The sequence below is a fragment of the Pseudomonas lutea genome (assembly GCF_000759445.1).
Lineage (GTDB): Bacteria > Pseudomonadota > Gammaproteobacteria > Pseudomonadales > Pseudomonadaceae > Aquipseudomonas > Aquipseudomonas lutea.
In genome coordinates this window covers 2,417,969-2,440,876 of record NZ_JRMB01000001.1, presented here as the reverse complement: position 1 = coordinate 2,440,876, position 22,908 = coordinate 2,417,969, and the positions used below count along the sequence as shown (strand labels likewise).

21 protein-coding genes are annotated in these 22,908 nt (G+C 61.6%); 13 read left to right on the top strand and 8 right to left on the bottom strand.

The window, feature by feature from the left end; genetic code table 11:
* Window positions 1-15 precede the first annotated feature (15 nt).
* The 3 genes from LT42_RS10445 (at window position 16) to LT42_RS10435 (ending at window position 1,884) form a co-directional block, all read left to right on the top strand.
* Window positions 16-594, top strand: coding sequence for a GNAT family N-acetyltransferase (locus LT42_RS10445; RefSeq protein ID WP_052075222.1), 579 nt, complete (start codon window positions 16-18; stop codon window positions 592-594).
* 276 nt (window positions 595-870) lie between these two features.
* Window positions 871-1,386, top strand: a complete 516-nt coding sequence (locus LT42_RS10440) for a hypothetical protein (RefSeq protein WP_052075221.1) — start codon at window positions 871-873, stop codon at window positions 1,384-1,386.
* Window positions 1,387-1,446: 60 nt separating this feature from the next.
* Window positions 1,447-1,884: a nucleoside deaminase gene (locus tag LT42_RS10435; protein WP_037012150.1), complete on the top strand. Its 438-nt coding sequence runs from the start codon at window positions 1,447-1,449 to the stop codon at window positions 1,882-1,884.
* A gap of 1 nt (window position 1,885) precedes the next feature.
* Here LT42_RS10435 and LT42_RS10430 read toward each other — a convergent pair whose 3' ends face one another.
* From LT42_RS10430 to LT42_RS10420, 3 genes are all read right to left on the bottom strand, one after another.
* Complete coding sequence (locus LT42_RS10430; protein WP_037012148.1) at window positions 1,886-2,938, bottom strand: DeoR family transcriptional regulator; 1,053 nt, start codon at window positions 2,936-2,938, stop codon at window positions 1,886-1,888.
* A 67-nt stretch (window positions 2,939-3,005) separates the two neighbouring features.
* Entirely contained in the window at window positions 3,006-3,608 is a 603-nt protein-coding gene (locus tag LT42_RS10425) for a LysE family translocator (protein ID WP_037012146.1), read from the bottom strand.
* Between the two features lie 54 nt (window positions 3,609-3,662).
* Entirely contained in the window at window positions 3,663-4,499 is an 837-nt protein-coding gene (locus LT42_RS10420) for an AraC family transcriptional regulator (RefSeq protein WP_037012144.1), read from the bottom strand.
* 413 nt (window positions 4,500-4,912) lie between these two features.
* Between LT42_RS10420 and LT42_RS10415 the strand changes: the two genes are divergently transcribed.
* The 6 genes from LT42_RS10415 to LT42_RS10390 all read left to right on the top strand — a co-directional run bounded on the left by LT42_RS10415 (window position 4,913) and on the right by LT42_RS10390 (window position 11,989).
* Window positions 4,913-5,269, top strand: a complete 357-nt coding sequence (locus LT42_RS10415) for a hypothetical protein (RefSeq protein WP_037013229.1) — start codon at window positions 4,913-4,915, stop codon at window positions 5,267-5,269.
* Window positions 5,270-5,331: 62 nt separating this feature from the next.
* The gene (locus tag LT42_RS10410) at window positions 5,332-6,498 is read left to right on the top strand and encodes a PQQ-dependent sugar dehydrogenase (protein ID WP_037012142.1); all 1,167 of its coding nucleotides are present in this window, start codon (window positions 5,332-5,334) and stop codon (window positions 6,496-6,498) included.
* A 338-nt stretch (window positions 6,499-6,836) separates the two neighbouring features.
* A complete protein-coding gene (locus tag LT42_RS10405) occupies window positions 6,837-9,008 on the top strand; it encodes a TonB-dependent siderophore receptor (protein WP_037012140.1) in 2,172 nt (723 codons plus the stop codon).
* Between the two features lie 116 nt (window positions 9,009-9,124).
* Window positions 9,125-10,444, top strand: coding sequence for an MFS transporter (locus LT42_RS10400; protein ID WP_037012138.1), 1,320 nt, complete (start codon window positions 9,125-9,127; stop codon window positions 10,442-10,444).
* Between the two features lie 371 nt (window positions 10,445-10,815).
* Window positions 10,816-11,097, top strand: a complete 282-nt coding sequence (locus LT42_RS10395) for a helix-turn-helix domain-containing protein (RefSeq protein WP_052075220.1) — start codon at window positions 10,816-10,818, stop codon at window positions 11,095-11,097.
* A 172-nt stretch (window positions 11,098-11,269) separates the two neighbouring features.
* Window positions 11,270-11,989, top strand: coding sequence for a hypothetical protein (locus LT42_RS10390; RefSeq protein WP_070356520.1), 720 nt, complete (start codon window positions 11,270-11,272; stop codon window positions 11,987-11,989).
* A 36-nt stretch (window positions 11,990-12,025) separates the two neighbouring features.
* Here LT42_RS10390 and LT42_RS10385 read toward each other — a convergent pair whose 3' ends face one another.
* Complete coding sequence (locus LT42_RS10385) at window positions 12,026-13,105, bottom strand: diguanylate cyclase (protein ID WP_052075219.1); 1,080 nt, start codon at window positions 13,103-13,105, stop codon at window positions 12,026-12,028.
* A 301-nt stretch (window positions 13,106-13,406) separates the two neighbouring features.
* Here LT42_RS10385 and LT42_RS10380 point away from each other — a divergent pair, with 301 nt between their 5' ends.
* Together LT42_RS10380 and LT42_RS10375 are read left to right on the top strand one after the other, a co-directional pair.
* Window positions 13,407-14,042 (top strand): LysE family translocator, encoded by a 636-nt coding sequence (locus LT42_RS10380; RefSeq protein WP_037012136.1) that lies wholly within the window; start codon window positions 13,407-13,409, stop codon window positions 14,040-14,042.
* 102 nt (window positions 14,043-14,144) lie between these two features.
* Window positions 14,145-15,314: an RsiV family protein gene (locus LT42_RS10375; RefSeq protein ID WP_037012134.1), complete on the top strand. Its 1,170-nt coding sequence runs from the start codon at window positions 14,145-14,147 to the stop codon at window positions 15,312-15,314.
* An 85-nt stretch (window positions 15,315-15,399) separates the two neighbouring features.
* On the opposite strand, the gene LT42_RS10370 is transcribed toward LT42_RS10375, so the two are convergent.
* The 4 genes from LT42_RS10370 to LT42_RS10355 all read right to left on the bottom strand — a co-directional run bounded on the left by LT42_RS10370 (window position 15,400) and on the right by LT42_RS10355 (window position 20,582).
* Entirely contained in the window at window positions 15,400-15,984 is a 585-nt protein-coding gene (locus LT42_RS10370; RefSeq protein ID WP_037012131.1) for a DcrB/PsbP domain-containing protein, read from the bottom strand.
* A gap of 1,084 nt (window positions 15,985-17,068) precedes the next feature.
* Window positions 17,069-17,833, bottom strand: a complete 765-nt coding sequence (locus LT42_RS10365; protein ID WP_037012129.1) for a 2-keto-4-pentenoate hydratase — start codon at window positions 17,831-17,833, stop codon at window positions 17,069-17,071.
* A 71-nt stretch (window positions 17,834-17,904) separates the two neighbouring features.
* Window positions 17,905-19,203: an MFS transporter gene (locus tag LT42_RS10360; RefSeq protein WP_037012127.1), complete on the bottom strand. Its 1,299-nt coding sequence runs from the start codon at window positions 19,201-19,203 to the stop codon at window positions 17,905-17,907.
* Window positions 19,204-19,370: 167 nt separating this feature from the next.
* Window positions 19,371-20,582 (bottom strand): pyridoxal-phosphate-dependent aminotransferase family protein, encoded by a 1,212-nt coding sequence (locus LT42_RS10355; RefSeq protein ID WP_037012125.1) that lies wholly within the window; start codon window positions 20,580-20,582, stop codon window positions 19,371-19,373.
* Between the two features lie 154 nt (window positions 20,583-20,736).
* On the opposite strand from LT42_RS10355, the gene LT42_RS10350 reads away from it, so the two are divergent.
* Window positions 20,737-21,462, top strand: a complete 726-nt coding sequence (locus LT42_RS10350) for a GntR family transcriptional regulator (RefSeq protein WP_037012123.1) — start codon at window positions 20,737-20,739, stop codon at window positions 21,460-21,462.
* 25 nt (window positions 21,463-21,487) lie between these two features.
* On the top strand, window positions 21,488-22,741 hold the full coding sequence (locus LT42_RS10345) for a PLP-dependent aminotransferase family protein (RefSeq protein ID WP_070356519.1): 1,254 nt from the start codon (window positions 21,488-21,490) through the stop codon (window positions 22,739-22,741).
* The last annotated feature ends 167 nt before the right edge of the window (window positions 22,742-22,908 follow it).

Below are 22,908 nucleotides of genomic sequence, written 5' to 3'. Positions count from 1 at the left end.
TGAGAGGCGAGCGTCATGGTCACTGATTTGCCTGAACGCGCCAATGTGGAAGCGGCTGATACCTTGCTGGAAACCGAGCGGCTAATGCTGCGCCGGCTCACACCGGATGATCGTCCGGCGCTGGCGCAGATACTGGGCGATTCCGAGGTCATGCAGTATTCGGTGGCCGGGGTGTTGTCGGAAAAGGCCACGGGTGAGTTCATCGAGTGGTGTCAGTATTCCTACCAGCAACACGGCTTTGGTCCCTGGGCAGTGGTGGAGAAATCCAGCGCTGCGCTGGCCGGCTTCTGCGGTCTCAACGCCGAGCGCGTCGATGATGCCGATGAAATCGAGCTTGGTTATCGGCTTGCGCCGGCATTTTGGGGCAGGGGATTGGGCACCGAAGCCGCCCGCGCCGCGCTTCGTCATGCTTTTGAACACCTCAACGTGGCGTCGGTGATCGCAATTGTCCAGCCGGGCAATGTGGCGTCGGTGGGGGTGATCAAGAAGCTGGGGTACAGTGGGTTTGTCTACAGCCAGTATCATCGCCGGGCAGTGAGGATTTACCGCATGACGGCGTTGCAATGGGCATCAGTGAGTAGCAAGTCGCTTTAGCGATGCCACTTCAGCTTTCCCGGCTAAAGCCGGTCCTACAGTATGCAATCAGTGTGCAATAAGTGTGCAATCAGTGTGCAATGCTCACGCAGCCGACTCCGCAGAGCGCACTTTTGCAGGACAGGCTGCAGCCGGGAAGAGGCCTTACCACTTTTTGTGGGACCGGCTTCAGCCGGGAAGAGCCCGTTTCGTCCGATACATGACCCACGGCACTGACGTTAGCCGACAAAAGGCGGTCAGAGCGTTGATCACACTGAAAAGTCGCCGGGAGAGGACATGGAATATCGCAGATCGACAGCGCTGACGTTGCCACGCGCAACGCGGGCACTGGCGCTAATGGGCGCGATACTGCTGCCTTCAATCACCGTCGCCGCAGACATCACGCCAGCACCGGCAACGGATTCCGCGCTGACCTTCGTCCAGGACCGGCACTTGGGCGAAAGCCTGGGCTGGCTCGGCTACCAGGTCGCGTCGCACACGGTGACTTTCGCCACCATCGTCGAGGCCGTTGGCCGCACCAAAGCGCAGGAAATCGTGCAGGACGAATTGCAAAGCCTGCAGCCCAACTACCAGCAGGAATGGGACCGCAACCTGGCGGCGGCCTACGCTTCATCGTTCAGCCCCGAAGAGCTGCAGGCGCTGGATGCCGCAGACCCGGCGCCGGACGTAGCGAGCAAATTCCGCAACAAACAGCGCGATGTCGGCGCGGACATGAAAGACCGCTCCAGCGATCTGCTCAAAGTTTACGTGTCCACCGCACTGGACAACGCGCTGAAAAAAGCCAAGCCTTGAGTGCGCGCCTTTCTCAGGCGTTGCATCGTCGAATACCCCGTCACCCAGCAAGGAGAGACCATGGACCCATTCATGCAAGCGGCCATCGATGAGGCGCAAAAAGGCCTGGCCGAAGGCGGCATTCCCATCGGCTCGGTCATCGTCCACGACGGCAAGATCATCGGCCGCGGCCACAACCGCCGGGTTCAGGAAGGCAGTGCCATCAAGCATGGCGAAATGGACGCGTTTGAAAACGCCGGCCGCCAGCCTGCCCGGGTGTACCGCGAGGCAACGCTTTACACAACCCTCTCGCCCTGCGCCATGTGCAGCGGTGCCATCCTGTTGTACGGCATCCGCAAGATCATCGTCGGCGAGCACGAAACGTTCATGGGGGAAGAGGAGCTGCTCAAGGCTCGCGGCGTTGAGGTGGACGTGTTGCATGATCCGGTTTGCGTCGGCCTGATGCAGCAGTTCATCGCCGACAAGCCGGAGCTGTGGAACGAGGACATCGGCGAGTAGGCTACGGCTCAGGCTTCAACTGCGCTGCGCCGAACAGCTGCACCTGCTGCAACTGCCCGTCGCGCTCGATCAGGCGCAACGGCGCGGTGCCGCCGGGCATCACCACCTCGACCAATCCCGCTTGCACCCACCCGCACAACCACGCGGCTGACGCGACAGCGCTGGCGCTGGTACCCGAAGATGCCGTCGGGCCTTCGCCTCGCTCGAACACCCGCGCGGTGATGCGGTTTGAGCTCGATTGCGCGGCCCATTGCAAGTTGATTCCGCCGGGGCAGGGGTCGCCGTTGCCTGACGCACCGGCGACGAAGGCAATTCGCGTCAGTGCTGCATTCAGCTCAGCTTCGTGCAGATCCTCGAAGCCTGGCAGGTCGCTGGTCTGACTGACCAGCGTGACGCAATGGGGATTGCCGACCCGCACAAACACGCTGCTATGCCAGGCCGGGTTCAGGGCGGCCAGCCGTTCGACCCGATTGACCTCGCGCGTGTTGAACGTCGCGGTGCCGACCCCATCTCCAGTGGCGCCCAAGGCGTGTGCGCCAAAACCCGGTGCGCCGATGTTCAGCCAGAAGCCGCTAGCTCCGTCGAGCAGTGCAGGGGTCACTTGGGTGGGTACGGGGCTGACCGAGCCCGTGTTGTCGTGATGCACATTCAAAATGAACGGCTCGGTGCCGGTGATTCGGCCTGCATCCGTCAGCGATTGCGCGAAGATGGTCAGCCCGTTGCCGCTGCGTTCGGCAAACGTGCCATCGGTGTTGACGATCAGCACGTCATACGACGCGGACGGTGCGGACATTTCACCCGGTGCAGGCATTTCACACGGCGCCGCCGCTTGAAACGGCCCTACCAGCAACCCGTCGCAGCGATGGGTTTTGCTGCCGAGCGGCCGGGTGCCTGGCGGCCAGTCACAGATCGCGGCGATGGCCTGAGCTGTCCAGTTATGACGCTGGGCAGCAGCGTCTGCGGCTGAGACGGGCAGAGCAACGCCGAGCCCGCGCAGGGCTTCAGGGGTAATCACCGCGTAGAGGTTGCCGCGTGCGTCGTAGAGGCGAGCCATGGTCGGTCCGAATCAGGGGATCAGCGGGCATTAAATCACGGCCCGTTGGAGCCTGCCGTCGGAGGATTCAGACCACCAGCGTTAACCACGCCGACACCAGCAGCAGCACTGCCATCGCCTGGTTGAAGCGCTTCATGCTCTGCGCCGAGCGGCAGAATCTGGCGGCACTGACGCCCAGATACGCCCAGGCGCTCATGCACGGGATCGACACCAGAAAGAACGCTAGCGACAGCCAGATCACCCGCATCATGCGGTCCGCGTCGGTGCCGGCGAATACACTGACCACGGCCAGCGCCATCATCCAGGTTTTCGGGTTGACCAGTTGCAGGCTCGCAGCGCCCCAAAGGCCTAGCGTCGGGCCACCGCGCGGTTGCGTCGGGTCGATCGCCTCGGCCGGCGCGCTGAAAATCTGCCAGGCCAGCCAGGTCAGCCAGCCGATCCCGACCCAGGACATTACCGTTTGCACCTGCTGGTGCCGAGCCAATACGTCGCCCAGCCCGGTGCCCACCATCAGCACCAGCAACGCGGCACCGGCACAGGCGCCGAAGACTATTGGGAGCGTGCGCAGCAAGCCGTAACGCGAGCTATTGGTCAGCACCAGGATGTTGGTTGGGCCCGGCGTAATGGAGGCGACGAAGGCGAAGAGCAAAAAAGGCAGCAGCGTTTGCATGGGGCAACTCGACGGTCGTTGATCGTCTGGCCATGATCGACGTGCGGTGCGCTGTCAGTCTGGAACAATTGAGCAGCGCCGCCGGTAATCGGCGGGCGTCACGCGGTAGGCGCGCTGGAACCAGCGGCCCAAGTGGCTTTGATCGGCGAAGCCCAGCGCTGCGGCGACGTTGACCGGCAACTCGCCCCGCGCCAGCAGCAGCCGGGCACGGGTCAGGCGCAGCTGAATCAGGTAGGCGTGGGGTGCCATACCGAATGCAGCCTTGAACGCGCGGCTCAGGCGAAAGCGATCAACGCCCGTTACCTGGGCCAGGTCGTCCAGACCAATGTCCTGATGCAAATGGCTGTGCAGGTAGTCGCGTGCGCGTTGCGCCACCAGCGGCAGACGTGGATCGGGATTGAGCACGGTGCGCCAGCGCAGGTGGCTGGTCAGGTTGGCAAGCAGGTGATCCAGAGCGGTCTGGCGGACGATGCGCAGCTCGTCGTGGTGCATCGCTTCAAAGGCACTGGCGGTGGCGATTGCCAGTTGCGGGTCTTCGGCCAGGGTGGCGGCGAAGCTTAACTGGGTGTTGTCAGGGGTGTCCTCAAACTGCGCACGCAGTTCGCGGTCCAGCCAGTTCGGGTCCAGGTACAAGGTGCGGTAGGTAAAGCCGCCCGCTTGTGGGGCCGTGCCGTCGTGGATATCGCCGGGCTCAAGCAGAAACACCTTGCCCGGCGTGCTGTTGTGCTGCTGCCGTCGACAATTGAACTGCTGCAGACCCTGTTCGGTAATGCCCACCAGATAACTGTCGTGCCAGTGCGGGTCGTAGGCATGGCCCTCGAAATGCGCGCGCACTGTCTCGATGCCGGACGTGGGGTCCTGCTTGAGCTCGATCCAGTTACGGTCGGACATTGCGGCCTCGGGGCGGGTGGCGTGGCGGGTGTGGGTCGTCAGTCAAGTCGGATACGTTACCGCGCTGATTACGGCAGGTCTGGAAGAATTGTGCAGAAGCCGACGAGGCGTCGTGGGTGGGTGTGCATCTGTCGCCGCGCCGCCGATCTGAAGAATGTGATCTGGCGTTCAGCCTGTAGAGGCTGGACTCATGCGTTCGCCAGCAAGCCGGCTCCTACAGATTGGTGTGATCCCGAAATATGGACGTTGTCTGCGTGACGTCCGCCTATTCGGTCCCAGCCAGATGATCGCCGACTATTCTTGTTACAAAGCGAATCGTCCTACACGTTGCCGATCCATCCGTCCGGCGCGAACCTACGCGCTTGAGCGCCATCAAAGACCGGAATCGTTACCCATCCCACAGAAGGTAAATGATGAACAGTTTTTCGCGACACCTTGCCGTTGTGCTGCTCGGCGGGCTCATGTCTGTAGGGCTCCTGCCCGCCGGTGTGGTGCAGGCCGATGAACACACCGCGCCAGCACCGCAGTTGCTGGCCGCCGCCGGTTACCCCAACCGCTCGATCAATGTGCCCGACAACGGCGCCATTCGCCGCGCCAACCCCAACAGCCGTCAGGGCACCGACTCCATCGCGCCGCGCGTCGATGGTCCGCGTCTCGGGCCTGCCCAGCCGCGGCCGCCCACGCTCGAAAACGGCGGCATCGGCAACGGCTATCCCACTCGGCAAGCACCCGCTCGGCCTTCCGGCGATGCCCAGCGTCGCAGCAATTGAGCCCGGCTGTTGATCGTCCAACCGATTCATCGCATCTCCTTCCATCTCACAAGGAATCGTCCATGTTGCGCACCACTTTCCTCCGCAAGACCTTGCTGGCGACCTTATGCGCTTCCGCGTTGCTGGGCATCTCGGTACAGGCGACCGCGGCAACGTACCAGAGCGAAAACGGCACGCTGACCGTCGATGAAGTGGTCGGCGGGCTGCAGCATCCATGGGCGGTGGCGTTTTTGCCGGATGCCCAGGGCATGCTGGTCACCGAACGTGCGGGCAATCTGCGCCGGGTCACGCCGGACGGCAAACTCTCGGCGCCGATCTCGGGCGTGCCGAAGGTCTGGGCGCAGGGGCAGGGCGGTTTGCTCGATGTCGTGCTGTCCCCCGATTTTGCCAAGGACCGCATGGTGTACCTGACCTACGCCGAAGCGGCCAGTGACGGCAAAACCGGCGGCACGGCGGCGGGCCGCGCGAGACTCTCGGACGACATGACCCGACTGGAGGGCTTCACCCGCATCTTCCAGCAGCAGCCCAAGTTGTCTGTGGGCAACCACTTCGGTTCGCGCATGGTGTTTGATCGAGACGGCTACCTCTTTATCGCGCTGGGCGAAAACAACGAGCGGGCCACGGCTCAGGACCTCGACAAGCTTCAGGGCAAAGTAGTGCGCCTTTATCCCGACGGCACTGTGCCCAAGGACAACCCTTTTGTGGGCCAGAAGAACGTGCGCCCGGAGATCTGGAGTTACGGCCACCGCAATCAGCAAGGCGCCGCGCTCAACCCATGGACCGGCACGCTGTGGACCAATGAACACGGTCCGCGCGGCGGCGATGAGATCAACATCATCGAACGCGCCGGCAATTATGGCTGGCCCATTTCGACCTTCGGCATCAATTACAGCGGCGAGGCGATCCCTGAATCCAAAGGCAAGATCGTCGAGGGCGTGAAAAACCCGTTTCATGTGTGGGAGAAATCACCAGGCATCAGCGGCATGGCCTTCTATGACGCGAGCACCTTCAAAGCGTGGGACCACAATATTTTCATCGGCGCGCTCGCGTCGGATGACCTGATCCGTCTGGAGCTCAAGGACGATAAGGTCGTGCACGAAGAGCGGTTGCTCGGCGAACTCAAATCACGCATCCGCGACGTGCGCCAGGGCCCGGACGGTTATGTGTATGTGTTGACGGACGAGGATGACGGCAAGTTGTTGAAGGTGGGTTTGAAGGTCGAGAACTGATAGGAATTCCCGGTCCTGGGATAGCGGTGTGGGGCTGGGTTTAGGCGGGAAGAGGCGGGTGCAGTTCATCTGGATGCATGCTGTGGGACCGGCTTCAGCCGGGAAGGGGCCAGTCCTGGCACCCTCATTGTCGCGACGTGACGCGCGGGCTTCCCGGCTAAAGCCGGCTCCACTAAGGGCAGAGGCTTCCAGGGCAAAGCAGGTCCTATGAAGCCAGCTAGGCTGGGTCGATGGATTCATTGCAGTTGTAAAAAGTCGGCGCAGAACGTACAAGATGCGCCGCCGAACTGGCCTGCGTTTTTTGCTGCCCGACTGCTTATTCCAGGAATTGCCCGCCGATGACCATCTCTTCCCGTCCTGCTGCCGGTTTCACGCGTCGGCTGTTGCCGCTGAGTATCGCCTTCGCTTCGCCGTGGCTGGCGGCCCAAGAAGCTGAACCGGTGACGCTGGACGCGCTCAGGGTGACGGGTGAGCAGGAATCGGTTTATCAGGCCGGCAGCGCATCAGTTGGCGGTTTCAGCGAGGCGCCTCTGCGCGACACGCCGGCGTCGATTTCGGTATTCAACGCCGAACGGCTGCAAAACCAGCAAGCCAAACTGCTCAGCGACGTATTGCGCAATGACGCCTCGGTGGGCGACAGCTATGCGCCGGTGGGGTATTACGAGAATTTCGTCGTGCGTGGCTTCTCCCTCAACGCCGCCAACAGTTATCGCATCAACGGCCGCAGCATCACCGGCGAGCAGAACGTGGCGCTGGAAAACAAAGAACAGGTCGAATTGCTCAAAGGCCTCTCGGGGCTGCAAAGCGGGGTGTCGGAGCCGGCGGGCGTGGTCAATTACAAAACCAAGCGCCCGGAAGACGTGCGGTCGGTGACGGTCTCGACCAACGAGCATGGCGAGCGCTACATCGCCACCGACGTCGGCGGCTGGTTTGGCAGCGAGAAACAATTCGGGCTGCGCGCCAACGTCGCCCACGAGGACATTCGTTCCTACGTCGAACACGCCAATGGCCAGCGCGATTTCGCCTCGCTGGCGTTCGACTGGAACATCAACGAACAGTCCACCCTGCAACTTGACGTCGAATACCAGACCAAAGAGCAGCGCTCGGTCCCGGGCTACCAACTGCTGGGCGGCACCGAACTGCCCCATGACGCCTCGCCACGCAAACTGCTGGGCTATCAAAGCGACTCGAACCCGGTGGGCATCGATTCGCTGAACATGAACGGCCGTTATGAATACCGTCTCACCGATGACTGGAAAGCCAGCCTCAGCGCCTCCCGCAGTCGCGTGGTCATCGACGACTACAGCGCCTTCGCCTATGGCTGTTATTTCCAGAGCGACTGCCCCGCAGAGCCGCTGACGGGGCACTTCACGCCGAGCGGCGGCTACGACATCTACGATTTCCGCAGCCCCGATGACACCCGGCGCAACGACGAAGTCGAGGCCACGATGACCGGTCTGTTCGCCACCGGCGGGCTCGATCACGAGCTGACCTTTGGCACCAGCGCGTTCCGCCGCACCGTGGACACCCGGCCGTATTTCAGCGAATACGTCGGCTCCGGGAACATCCACGAGACGCCCGACCAGTTCGCGCCGTCGGACCTCACCCCAGGCCACACCGAGCGCCGCCTCGACAGCCGGCAGTACGGACTGTTTGCCACGGACCGCATCAGTTTCAACGAACACTGGCAGACGGTGATTGGCGGGCGTCAGGTCAAGCTCGACGAAAAAGCCTACAACGAAGACGGCAGCGAAAATCGCCACACCGAGCGGTCGATCTTCCTGCCGCAGGCGGCGCTGATCTACAAGCCGATTGACGACGTTTCGCTCTACGCCAGCTACAGCAAAGGGCTGTCCCTGGGCGGCACGGCGTCGGTGTTCGACAGCAACGTCGGCGAGATCCTGGCGCCGACGATTTCTCGTCAGCTCGAAGCCGGGGTTAAATACGACTGGCGCCGCATGAGCTTCACCGCAGCGGTGTTTCAAACCCGCCAGGCCTATCAGTATTCAAGGCCCAACGACGACGGCAGCCTGACCTTCGTCCAGCAGGGTCAGCAAAAAAACACCGGCGTCGAGCTGGGCGCCAACGGCTACCTGACCTCGCAACTGCAACTGTCGGCCAGCGTCGCGGCCATCAAGGCAAGGGTCGAAGACAGCGGCACCACGGCCTATGAAGATCATCAGGCGATCAACGTGCCGAAATTCCGTGGCAGCCTGTCGGCCGACTACGCCTTGCCGATTCAGGGCCTGGCGCTGCTCGGCGGCGTGCAGTACAGCACAAGCAAATACGCCAACCGGGAAGGCTCGGTGAAAGTCGATGACTACGCCGTGTTCAACGCGGGCAGCCGCTACAGCACCAAAGTCGAGGGCTACGACACGGTGTTGCGCCTGACCGTCGACAACCTGTTCGACAAACGCTACTGGCGCGATGCGGGCGAATACCTGGGCGACGATTATCTGTTCCTCGGCGCACCGCGCACGGCACGGGTCTCGGCAACGGTGAGCTTCTGACCCGTCGGGTCGATAGCGCCAGCCGTCAGTGATCCGCCCTCAAATCGTCAGCTTTGTTATCCTGCGCGCCTTTGTCGCACCTAACTGCCGTTTCAACCTGTGATTTGGGGTCTTTCATGACAGCCATTCTTGGACCACGCCCACAACCGATCAGCCGGGGAGACTACAAAACCCTGGGCCTGGCGGCGTTGGGCGGGGCGCTGGAAATCTACGACTTCATCATTTTCGTGTTTTTCGCCCTGACGCTCAGTCAGCTGTTCTTTCCGCCGGAAATGCCCGAGTGGCTGCGCCTGCTGCAAAGCTTCGGGATCTTCGTCACGGGCTACCTGGCGCGCCCGCTGGGCGGCATTCTGATGGCGCACTTTGCCGACAAGCTGGGCCGCAAACGTGTCTTCAGCCTCAGCATTCTGATGATGGCGCTGCCTTGCCTGCTCATCGGCATCATGCCGACGTACGCGGACATCGGTTATTGGGCGCCGTTGGTGCTGTTGGCGCTGCGGATCCTGCAAGGGGCTGCGGTCGGCGGGGAGGTGCCGAGCGCATGGGTGTTCGTTGCCGAGCACGCACCGAAAGGCCATCGTGGCTATGCGCTGGGCGTGTTGCAGGCGGGGCTTACCTTCGGCTACCTCATCGGCGCGCTGACCGCGACCTGGCTGGCGAAAGTCTTCAGCCACGCGGAAATCCTCGATTACGCGTGGCGCATCCCGTTTCTGCTGGGCGGTGTGTTCGGCGTCATTGGCGTGTGGTTACGCCGCTGGCTCAGTGAAACCCCTGTGTTCATGGCCCTGCATGCGCAGCGCGAAGGCATGACCGAACTGCCGCTGCGCGCGGTTCTGCGTCAGCATCGGCAATCGCTGTTACCCGCCGCACTGCTGACCTGCGTGCTGACCTCCGCCGTCGTCACCCTGGTGGTCATCACGCCTACCGTAATGCAGCAACGCTTCGGCATGAGCCCCAGCGACACCTTCGCCCTGAGCAGCGTCGGCATCGTCTTTCTCAACATTGGCTGTGTCCTGGCGGGCATGCTGGTGGACCGCATTGGCGCCTGGCGCGGGGTGGTCCTTTACAGCTTGCTGCTGCCTGTGGGCGTTGGTGTGCTTTATGCCAGTCTGGTTGGCCACTGGCTGCCCATGGGCCTGGCCTATGCCGTGGCGGGGCTGGCGTGCGGCATCGTCGGCGTTGTGCCGTCGGTCATGGTCGGACTGTTCCCGGCGAATATTCGCGTCTCCGGCATCTCACTGACCTACAACATCAGCTACGCCCTCTGGGCCAGCACTACGCCGCTGGCACTGATCGCCCTGATGCCATGGAGCCCGTGGGTGTGCGTGGGCTACTGCGTGATCATGGGGGCGGTGGGTCTGGCCACCGCGATGTTCTTTGGCATGCGCAAAGGCATGCAGGTGGATGACACCCGCGTGGTACACACCGGCGGTTGAGCAGAGCAGGGGCGCCGCAATGGCGCCCGTTGGTTTCTTCCAGCTGATTCCAGACCCCGGCAGCGCAACGCTTCATCCGCTCATTTGTAACAGATGATTGTAATTATCATTTGCAGCGTTTATTGTCCCTGTCTATACAACTTGCCCGACTTTATATATATCCCGCGGCCCCTCAGAGGGTCATGCTCGACTGTGCTGCTATGCAGTTAGCTTGAGATGTATCGCACTTGTTTGTAGGAAACTTTACTTATTCTGATTCGGCTGTCCTGAACCTGATCAAGCCAGCGCTGCCATATCGGGCAGTTGCGAAAGTACCACTGTCAAAGGTGGTTTAAACAATGAGCGCAACAAGCGGAGCCTGACGAGCATAAATGTCTGAAGAAGAACGCAAGCGAAAACGATTGAATCGAGCCACACCGCGAGAACTGGAAGTCCTGCAGCTGGTATTGCAGGGGCAGACCAACAAGGACATCGCTCAGCGGCTGGGAATCAGTGATTACACGGCGCGGGACCACGTTTCAGCGTTGCTCAGGAAGCACGCCGTGAAGAGCCGAGGTCAGCTGATCGCACTGCATGCCGCCCCCCCCTCGCACGAGAAAAACATCCCCACCCCTACATCTGTCGGATTGTTCCGCAGAACGGTAAGTGCATAATCACCCTGATTTGATAACAGTGCTGAGCCAAGTTTTGCCTGATAAGTTGTGATGCTTTCTCGCGTCACTGTGTTCGCTTTTGAATATAACTCGCTGTGAGCGCTTTGGGCGGTCCGTCAAAGTGTGCACGGTGATGTACTTCAATAATCACCAATAATAAGGATGGAACCGAATGACCATTCAAATCACAACATCCGGGCCCCTCGAACACTGCCTGATCGACACCGGCTCCCATATCGATGCCTCTGTGGCATTTCAACGATTGGTTGAAGAACAAAACACTTTCTCCAGAAAACAGTTAAGCGAACTCCATGGGCAATGGCTTGGGCCGCATGGTGTGTTCGCAGCCTTCAGTGCGGAAGTCGAGCGCCTTGGGCGTCAGGCACCGGTGCTGGACGACCTGGCCTCGCTCAGCAGCACAGCCCGCATCAACGAGGCCGAGCAGGCAGTCGCCTTCGCTTTGGCGCAGTGCAACCGACGTCATGCGGCGATCAACCCTTTTGGTGGCCGCTCGCGCCAGGAGTTGTGCTGCGTGGTGTTCGACGCGTCCGGGACGTACAGCCTGGCGGAGCGCTACGCCGCCTTCGAAGCCATGCGCCAGAGCGACTCGGACTTTTTCATCAAACTGATTGCCACCACACGCGGCGTGACCGAGCGACGCATTGTCTTTCTTGGCCTGCTCGAACACTACGACCGGCTTTTGCCGGTGGAAAAAAGCATCTACCCCGAGGCGTATCGCGAGGTGCAGCAAACCCATCTGGAGCGGGAAGAGGGGTTGTACGGGCCGTTGGTGCTGAGTGACAGCCTGCAGACACTGCTGACGCGCATGACGCCGCTTGAACTGCTGAAACAGATTGATACGCCAACCGACGCCATGGCGTGCGCCGATTAGGTACCGCTTACTGCTGGCACCCATCCAGCAGTTGCCTCACCCAAGCGCCGCCCCTTCCCGGGCGCAGGCTTTGCCGGACGGGCGCGCCGACGTCACGCGGTTACGCCCGGCGCTTTTGGCCTCATACAGCGCCATGTCTGCTTCATGCAGCCACATGCCGGCGTCGGTCAGGTGCGGGCCGTACGCGGCGACGCCAATGCTCAGGCTCAATGTGAGGTCGGGGAGGGCGGAATGGGCATGGTCGTGCACCGTGCGGCGCAGCCGTTCGAGTATCTCGGTGGCCTGGGCGAGAGTGGTATCAGGCAGGATGACGCAGAATTCATCGCCGCCGTACCGCCCGGGCAGATCCGTCTGACGCAGACCGGCGCACAGTGCGTTGCTCAGTTGCTTGAGTACATTGTCGCCGGTGATGTGTCCGTAGGTGTCGTTGATGGTTTTGAAGTGGTCGATGTCAATCAACGCCACACTGTGCTGACGATCCTGGTTCTGGCACTGATCGAATTCCAGCGCCAGCCGATCCTTCCACGCGCCGTGATTCATCAGGCCGGTGAGGCTGTCGGTGGTGCTGAGCTTTTCCAGGGTCTTCTTGCTTTTTGACAGCTGCACGGCGACGCGGTAACAGACCAGGCCGATTGCCATGGGGTAGATCACCAGCATCGGTAAACAGGCGTAGAGCTGCAGCTCGTTGACGTGGGGAAACATTGGCGGCAGAAAGAGCCTGTAGGCGACCAGCGCGCCCGCGATCTGCGCGACCGAACCCATGACGAACAAACGCATGCCACCGGCCGCGATGTTGTTCATCGCCATCATCGACAGCACCGTCACGGTCGGCAGCGGGCTGATCCCCATCGCACCCGCCCAGAAGCCCCCGCCCAGCGAGTCATAAATCAGGTTCCGGCGCTCGGCGGCGTAAGGTTGGCGTGAGCGCCTGGCCAGTTGGTAGGCAACATGTGGCCAGGCATAACCGTGGGCGATCATCGCGATCCACACCCAGAGCGGCGGCTGGGACGGTTGCAACGCTGCGGCCACCGCAAAGAAGCCAATGCCCATGCCAATGCTGCGCGGCAAGTACATGCGTCTGGCGAAGGAGAGACCTTTTTGGACCGAAGTGTTCATAGCGCTCACCGGGTTTCAACACAGCATCCCGACTGATACATCGGTCACGAGTAACGGCTCAGAGTGTGGGCCTACGGGTGTGGGGCTGGGAAGAGCGTTGTGCCACTATTCATCAAATAATTCACACCGGCTGTCGGCCGACCGCCCTGGCAAGCCGGATGCGATCTGCATGAACGCCGACGGCATCTGTCATGGCCTGTTTTGCGGCCATCTGTGTATAGAAAGTTCTGCGCAGGTTGGTTGAAATGTCCGCCGATAGGGCATCGTCCGCGAGGCCTTCATTACGCGGCAGGAGCCCACGATGCCCGAACTCTCCAACCTTATCGCTTTCTCCCTCATTGCTCTGGGCATGGTGCTGACGCCGGGTCCCAACATGATTTACGTGATTTCGCGATCCCTCTCACAAGGGCGCAGGGCAGGGCTGATCTCGCTTGGTGGCGTCGCCGTCGGCTTTTTCTTTTACATGCTTTGTGCGGCCTTGGGCATCACCGGCCTGGTGATGGCCGTCCCTTATGCCTACGACACCCTGCGCATGGCAGGTGCCGCGTACTTGCTCTATCTCGCCTGGCAGGCTTTGAAACCGGGCGGCCGCTCGCCGTTTCAGATCAAGGCGCTGCCCAGGGACAGCCATCGACAGCTGTTTCTGATGGGCCTGATGACCAGCCTGTTCAATCCCAAAGTGGCCGTGCTTTACCTGTCTTTACTGCCCCAGTTCATCAGCGTCGACAACGGCAGCAGCGTGCTGAGCCAGTCGCTGATTCTGGGCAGCGCGCAGATTCTGGTCAGCCTCACCGTCAACACACTAATCGTTATGGCCGCTGGCTCCACGGCGCTGTTCCTCACGCAAAAGCCCGCTTGGGCGGCGGCGCAACGGTGGTTGATGGGCACGGTGCTGTTCGGCTTCGCGGTGAGGATGGCGGTGGACGGCCGGCGCTGAGTGGAAGCACCGTGGGGAATATTCCGCAAACCCTTGCCAGATGCTCGCCTATTCGCGAGATTGACGCCCCCGCTTCGTTAGCATCTTCACAAGGGACGTCTGATGCCTGTTTCGCTTTCCGTTGTGCGCACGGCCTGCCTCATTGCGCTGGTAGCGCCTTTTACCCTTCACGCCGAAAGCGCTGTCCATGTTCTTACCGGCACATTGGGCAAATCGCCGATTGTCGTTGAGCTGAATCTGACCAGTGCCGAGGAGGTGACCGGCCGCTATTTTTATGAGAAGTACCACAAGGACCTGCCGCTTTCGGGTAGCTCAAAGGGCAACGATCTCACGCTGACCGAAGGCCTCAGCTACGACGAACAAGCCGATCTGCCGAAACTGGTGCTCCACAAAAATCCGGACGCGACCTGGGCCGGTCAGTGGAGCAGCAAAGGCAAGACCTTCAAGGTGCAGCTGGAAGAGCGCGCTATTGCTGCGCCGGACCAAGCCGCTGAACCGGGCTGGCAGGACATCTACAAGCAGTCGGCCTACGACTATTTACGGCTGACTCAGCTACCGCTCAAGGCGGATAAAAAGACCACGTTCATGGGCCATGCGTTGCAGTGGTGGGTCGAGCCTGCGTCGGGCGTCTCGATGTTTGAAATCACATCGGGCTACCCGACGGATCAGGCGGCTCGCATCAATCAGCAACTGCGCGCGCGATTGTGGCAAGAAGTGGTCAGCTACAACGAGTGCATGCTCAATGCCAGTCGCTCGGGTGGCGACTTTGCCCAGACCGTTACACCGCATTTGCTCACGCCGGGCATCGTCAGCCTCAACGTGTTTACCTCCTACGATTGCGGCGGCGCGCACCCCGATTTCGGCGACTCACCGCTTAATCTGGATGCCGGTACGGGGAAGGCTTTGACGCTGGAAGATGTGCTGTGGGTCGGCAAGGGCGCGCCGCTGCATTACGAGCGAGATGAACAGGGTGACGGGAGTTTCGAGACTTATTCGGACTACCGCAGCAAACAGTTCGCCCCGTGGCTCGTCGCCCAGTTGAAAGCGACGCAGCCCGCCGACATGCAAGCGCCCGCGACCGAAGACGATTGCGACTACACCGACCCCTCGGTGTGGGAATTCCCTTCGTGGTACTTCACCGAAAAAGGCGTTTACTTCGGGCCCTATTTCGCCCGCGTTCAGCGCGCCTGCGAGGGCCCGGAGTGGTCAGTGGTGCCCTACAGCGTCGTCAAAGCGCATCCGGGCGGGACGAAATTGATGCTGCCGGAATGATTCAGGCTGCTGCCAGGGGCTGAGGGATCCGATGACGGTAAGTGGTGCTTTTCCGGCTGCAATCGCTGTCGGGACTGCAGCAACTTTACTTCCCTCCCGTCACGCCTTTCACCACGTCGGCATGGGCCTTGGCGTCTTTGGCCAGGGAAATCACGTTCACCATCGCCGTGCGTTTGCCGTAGGCGGCGGTGATCGTGGTGCTCAGCACCCGGCCGCCTTCGACGCTGCCGGCAATGTCCAGCTGACGCATGCCGAAGCCTTTTCGTACGATCTTCTTCTCGCCCAGTTTCTTGAAATCCCTGTAGCTCGTCTGCTGCTGTTGCAGCGTGTCCGCGATGATGCCGTCGAGGGTCTGTTTGTCGTTTGCGCCGACCTTCTGATCATTCGGCAGCGGCGCTTCAGTGATGATCACCACGCGTTTGGCCGGCTTGTTCATGTACATCGAACCGGTCACACCCGCGGCCCTGGCCTTGGCATCGATCTCCTCCATCGGACCTTTGACGTAGTCCTTCGGCAGGGTGAACAGGAATTTGCCGCCGAGCATCGAGACCTTCTGCCCCGACGGTTTCGGCGCGGGTTTAGCCTTGGTAGCGCCCTCAGCGCCGACCATCCCCAGACAAGCAGCCAAGGCCGTACAGACCAGCAGGGTTTTCAAACTGAACAAGCGCATTCCGACCACTCCCGGGGATGATTCCTACATAGGTCCGGCATTTTGCCTGAGGGTGTTTCCCAGTGGCACAAGAATGCGGAATATTCCCGCAGGGCTGCTTGCCTCCACGGGGCAAGCGCATTTCACCGACGTGACCCCAGCCGCCTAACCCCTGGGACCGGCTTCAGCCGCCAAACCTGTAGGACCGGCTTCAGCCGCCAAACCTGTGGGACCGGCTTCAGCCGCCAAGCCTGTAGGACCGGCTTCAGCCGGGAAGAGGCCAGTGCCTGCCACGAGATATCGGTGTCCCCCGCCGATCGGTGTAGGAGCGCGCTTGCCCGCGAACAGGCCGGTACATCCGACGCATGTGTGCACTCCGTGCCCAAGCCTTCGCGGGCAAGCGCGCTCCTACACCCAGAACTGCGGCAGGTCATTGCTCCCGTGTGACATCCGACGCCTCTTGGCTGACGCCGGTCCCACGACTGTCAGCGTTTCTCCGGCGGGGTTGTCATACACAGGCTCAATTGTGGGACCGGCTTCAGCCGGGAAGAGGCCAGTGCGTGCAACGAGGTATCAGTGCTCGTTGCCAATCGGTGTAGGAGCGCGCTTGCCCGCGAACAGGCCGGTACATCCGACGCATGTGTGCACTCCGTGCCCAAGCCTTCGCGGGCAAGCGCGCTCCTACACCCAGAACTGCGGCAGGTCATTGCTCCCGTGTGACATCCGACGCCTCTTGGCTGACGCCGGTCCCACGACTGTCAGCGTTTCTCCGGCGGGGTTGTCATACACAGGCTCAATTGTGGGACCGGCTTCAGCCGGGAAGAGGCCAGTGCCTGCAACGAGATCGCAGTGTTCGCCGCCGATCGGTGTAGGAGCGCGCTTGCCCGCGAATAGGCCGGTACATCCGACGCATATGTGCAGTCCGTGCCCAAGCCTTCGCGGGCAAGCGCGCTCCTACACTTTGAGGTGTGACATCCGACGCCTTCCCGGCTAAAGCCGGTCCCACGACTGCCAGCGTTTAACCGGCTAGGTTGTCATGCGCAGTCCCACTGCTGCCAGCGTTCAGCTGGCCGGATCGCCAGGCGCGATTATCCGTGACCCAGCCTCAGGCCAGTGTCAGCACGACGGACGGCAGGCCGGTGATCTCGCCCTGTACTTCAGCCATCCCTTGGGCGAAAAATATGCCGGTGTAGGAACCCGTGGTGATCACAAAGTCTTCGGGCAAGATCAGCCCCTGGAGCGTGTGATGATTGACCAGCCACGGCAACAAACGGCGCGGATCGCCTGCCGGATTGGCCGCCTTGCCGGGGACGACGCTCTCACCGTTCACCGTGAACGACAGCGTCGGTTCGGCGAACGGAAAAGACGCGTCATACGGCACGAAATCACCTACCACCAACGCGCCGTGGTTCAGCAGGTCGGCCAATTGCGTCAGCGGCTCGATCTTTGGCCACGCCGCAAATCGGCTGGACACCACCTCCACGGCCGCAGCCATCTCGCCTATGCCGGCCATCACCTCTTCGTCGCTGTACGCCTCTTCCCGAGGGCTGAAGGTGCGGTTAAAGCGAAAGGCGATTTCCAGCTCCAGACCGACCGGCGCGTACAGGCTGCGGTCCAGCGTGCCAGTGGACGGGAACAGGCAATCGCGCGGCAGGGGCGATCCCTGAATCGGCCCGGTCAGGGATTTCGAGCCGATCTTCCAGCCGCCTGCCTCCACCCCACGCAGGCGCAGGATTTTCTGCTGGGTCAGATAAGCCGCGTCGCGGTCCTTCGGGTTCAGATCGAAGTCAGGCGCGTCCAGAAGGCTGTGGGCGTTTTGCGCATCGACGATCAGCTGCGCCAGGCGCGAAGGTTGGGTCTCAGTGTCCAAAAATATTCTCCGTTCAAGTGCTTGTTGCAAGCTGCCGGATGAAGGCTTTAGCGCGTCCGCCGACGCCTGATCTATTTACTGACGATCGGCGCCGGCGTCGCATTAGCCGCCTGAGGCGATGCTGGCTTTACATACTCAAACTTGTTCTGCGGCTTCATGCGGAACGAAAGCACCACGCCAATCGCCAGCAGCACAATGCTGACCAGAAACGGCAGCTGCCAGTTGCCGAATTTGTCGATCAACAGACCGGCGGCCACTGGGCTGACGATGGCCGCCATGGCCGAGCCGGTGTTCATCATGCCGCTCGCGGTGCCGCAGTGGTCCGGCGCGATGTCCATGGGGATCGCCCACATCGGGCCGATGGTCATTTCCGAGAAGAAAAACCCGATCGCCAGACAGGCCAGGGAAATGTGCATGTCCTTGGTGAACATCAACGGCACCAGCGAAATCAGCGTCAGCCCCAGACACACGGCGACCATCAGGCTTCGCGCCTTGCTCAGGTCCTTGGTGCGCGTATAAATGCGGTCGCTGACGATCCCGCCCAGGGTGTCGCCGACCACCCCACCGAAGAACACCGTGGACGCGAAAATCGCGGTGCCTTTCAAGTCCAGGCCCATGTTCATGAAGTACATCGGCACCCAACTCAGCAGCAGCCACAGCGTCCAGCCATAACAGAAGTAAACGATGGTGACCGGCGCCATGCGCTTGAACAGGCGACCCCACGGCAGCACGACGCTGGATTTCACTTTTGGCGGCGGCAGGGTGTCCAGCTCCTGTTTCGAGATACGCGGGTGGTCCTTCGGATGCTCGGTGAACACCATCATCCATAGCAGGACCCACACGAAGCTGATGCCGGCGCAGACGTAAAACGATTCCCGCCAGCCATAGGTGGCCATGATGGCGATCATCGCGGCCGGGGCCAGCGCGTTGCCGAGGCGCGCGAACGCATGAGTGATGCCTTGGGCAAAGCCGCGTTTCTCCTTGGGGATCCAGCGCGACATCGCCGCCGTTGCGGCCGGAAACGTAGCGCCTTCGCCCAGTCCGAGGAGGATTCGCGCAACGATCAACGAGGCGAAGCCACCCGCCAGGCCGGTCAGCACCGTGGCGCCGGCCCAGATCAGCCCGCACACCACCAGTGTTCGCTTGGCGCCGAACCGGTCGCTGACCCAGCCGCCAATGATCTGAAAGATCAGATAGGGGTACGCGAAGGCCGAAAAGACGATGCCGATCTCGGTCTTGGTCAGATTGAACTCTTTACCGAAACCGACCGCGGCGGTGCTGACATTCACGCGGTCCAGGTACGTAATGAAATACATGGCGCACAGCATGAACAGCACCACCGCCGTGGGGCGCAGACGTAAAAACTTCATGTGCTATCTCCAGTTTCTTATTGTTTTCGCTGACAACGCGATGATTCGGGATAGTTCGGGACAGTTCGGGACAGTTCTGATAGTCGGGACAGCTTTGGTGTAACGCAGGAAGATTGAAAAACAGCGGAAATCATCAGGCTGCGGGCGTGCCGCAGCCAGGTGTTGCATCACTCGCGCCGCAGCGGCACGGATTGCCCTCCCAGGTAATCCATGGCCGCCAGCACGCCGCTGGACTGCAATTTCACACCGGCCATCTGCAGGCCCATTTCGCAGCCGGTCAGCGTCGCCATCAGCATCAGGTCGTTGCAGTCGCCCAGGTGGCCAATGCGGAACATGCGGCCCTTCATCTTCCCTAGGCCGGTACCCAGGGACATGTCAAAGCGCTCGTAAATGGTCTTGCGGACAAGGTCAGCGTCGATGCCGTCGGGCGTCATCACGCCGGTCAGCACCGGGCTGTACACGCTTGGGTCAGCGCACTGAATTTCCAGGCCCCAGGCATTGACGGCGGTGCGACAGGCCTTGGCCAGGCGGTTGTGGCGGATGAACACGTTTTCGAGGCCTTCGCCGAGGATCATGTCCAGCGCCTCGGACAAGCCGTACAGCAAATTGGTGTTGGGCGTGTAGGGCCAGTAACCGGTCTTGTTCATTTCGATGATTTCGTCCCACGCCCAGAAGCTTCGCGGCAAACCGCCGCGCTTGCTCGCCTCGATGGCTTTGGGCGACAAGGCGTTGAAGCTGATGCCGGGCGGCAACATCAGGCCCTTCTGCGAGCCGGAGACCGTCACGTCTACGCCCCACTCGTCGTGCCGATAATCAGCGGAGGCCAGGCCCGAGATGGTGTCCACCAGCAACAGGGCAGGGTGGCCCGCTGCATCAATCGCCTTGCGCACCGACGCGATGTCCGACGTCACGCCGGTACTGGTTTCGTTGTGGACGACGCACACCGCCTTGATGCGATGGGCGCTGTCGGCACGCAGGTGGTCTTCGATCATTTGCGCGTCCACACCACCGCGCCAGCCTTCAATGCCCGGCCGGCCAATGAACTGCGGTTTGAGGCCAAGGCTGAGGGCCATCTTCTGCCACAAGGTGGCGAAGTGGCCTGTCTCGAACATCAGCACTTCGTCACCCGAGCTCAACGTATTGCACAGCGCCGCTTCCCAGGCCCCGGTCCCCGATGCCGGGTAAATCACCACGGGATGCACGGTTTTGAAAATTTGCTTGATGCCTTCCAGCACCTTCAGCCCCAGCGCGCCGAACTCGGGGCCGCGGTGATCGATGGTGGGGTAACTCATGGCACGCAGGATGCGGTCGGGCACCGGGCTCGGCCCCGGGATCTGCAAAAAGTGGCGGCCGGCAGGGTGGAAGTCGAGCTTGAGCATCGGTGACTCCTTATTATTTTGTATTTTGAATTCAAAATTACCGTAGCACAGGGCAGTGGTGTGTCAAACGAGCCAATTACGCTAATATTTCCTGCGAACTGGTGCGTTTTCGAATAAGGCGCGTGGCTCTCACGCCGTCCTCAAGGATTTTTGAATGCAAAATACTGAAGACACCGGCCAGCTGCCTGGCGCCCCGCTGATCCCCAAAGTTGAACGCCAGCGCTTGCACGACACCGTGATCGAGCACCTGCGCGGCTTCATCACCGAAGGCGTGCTCGCGCCGGGCACCAAGCTCAACGAGCGCGAGCTGTGCGAAACCCTCGGCATTTCGCGTACGCCGTTGCGCGAAGCGTTGAAGGTGCTGGCGGTGGAGGGCTTGATTGAAATCAACCCCAATCGAGGCGCCAGCGTTGCGCGGATGTCGGAACTGGAGATTCGCGAGACCTTCGAACTGATGAGCGGCATCGAAGCGTTCGCCGGCGAGCTGGCGTGCGAGCGCATCACCGACCAGGAAATCGAAGAGATCAAGGCGCTGCACTACGCCATGGTCGTCAGCAAAAACCAGAACGACCTGCCGGGCTACTACCAGCGCAACCGCGCCATCCACGATCTCATCAACCTCGCCGCGCGCAACTCGGCGCTGCGTCAGGTCTACCTGTCGCTGAACCGGCGTATCCACGCATTACGCTTTCTCTCCAATCACCAAGCCCCTAAATGGGACCGCGCGCTGCACGACCACGAAGAAATGATCGACGCCCTGCAAGCCCGGGACGGCAAGCGCCTGGGCAGCATCCTGCGCCACCATCTGCTGGAAAAACGCGACGCCCTGATGCTGCTCGTCAGGGATGAGTCGGAGCACCCCAACTCAATTCGCCGCTAACCCCTCACTCAGGAAGCTGCCGACCATGCCCCGTGATCTCGATGCCTTGCTCTGCGCCTGTGCCGACCGGCTGCCGCAACTGCAGACGCAGCGCCTGATGCTGTATGCCGGCGCCAACCTGCCCAGCGCCCGCGCCATGGCCGCGTATAACCCGGCGCTCAGTGCTTACCCGGCCATGGGCCCGACTGACCACAAGGAGCAGCCCGACACCGACTTGGTCAGCGAACTCGAAAGCTTCACAACCCAGTCCGCCATGACCTTGTTCAACGCCGCCTGGGCCGAAGTCCGGCTAGCCAGCTGCACCCTGGCCAACCTCGCCATCTTCCACGCCTACTGCCAACCGGGCGACACAGTGCTGGCACCCGCCGCCGAACACGGCGGGCACCTTAGTCAGCGCCGAGGTGGCACGCCGCAACTGGCAGGCCTGGTCGTCGAAGACCTGCCGTACGACCGCCACAACTGCACGCTGGACACAGCGCGCGCGGCGGAAATGATCATGCGCATTCGCCCGAAGCTCGTCGTGCTGGGACGCAGCATCATGATCAAGGCTGACGACATCGTCGCAGTGGTCGAGGCGGCGCGCACGGTCGGCGCAAAAACACTGTTCGACGCCTCCCACGTGCTCGGCCTGATCGCCGGCGGCATGTACCCCAACCCCTTCGACGCTGGCGTCGACCTCATCAGCAGCTCCACCTACAAAACCCTGCCCGGACGCCCCCAAGGGCTGGTGCTCGGCCGCGACCCGGACGACGCACCGGCGCTGCGCAAGCTCCTCGACACCCGCATGCTCGCCAACTATGACGCCGGCCGGCTGCCGTCCCTGGCGGTCACCCTCACCGAAGCCCAGGCCAGTGGCCGTGAATACGCTGCCAGCATCGTCAGCAACAGCGCGGCTTTGCACCGATCGCTGCTCGACATCGGCTTGCCTGTCATCGGGGCCAACGGCGGGGAAGTGCATACCCATCAATTGCTGCTCCCGCTGTCCCTCGACGCCGACCCACGCGCGGTGATGCACGCCCTACAGACACAGGGAATTCTGATCGGGACCTGCGTCGATCCTTCCCGCGCGGGGCATCAGGCTTTGCGGCTGGGGACGCAATTCATCACACGGCAGGGGATGGATGTGCAGGACATGACAGAGGTCGCGCGATTGCTTGGCGATGTTTTGCGGGTGGGTGCTTGCGGTCGGCTTCATGCGCGCCCGGTTGCCGACACTGCGCAGATAGCAGGTCGGATTCAACAAATCCTGAGCAAAAAAAAGCCGCTGGGGAGCGGCTGAAGTTTGGAGCTTGGAGGCACCACGTCGGGAGCAACGACGCAGCGAACGACAGAAACAAAATGCTACGTGCAGATCAGCTGTTTGACGTTTCTCCGGCTTGGGTGTGGACGTTCACCGTATCCGCGCTGGGCGGGTTCGATGGGGTGAAGCCACCTTACGAAGCATCG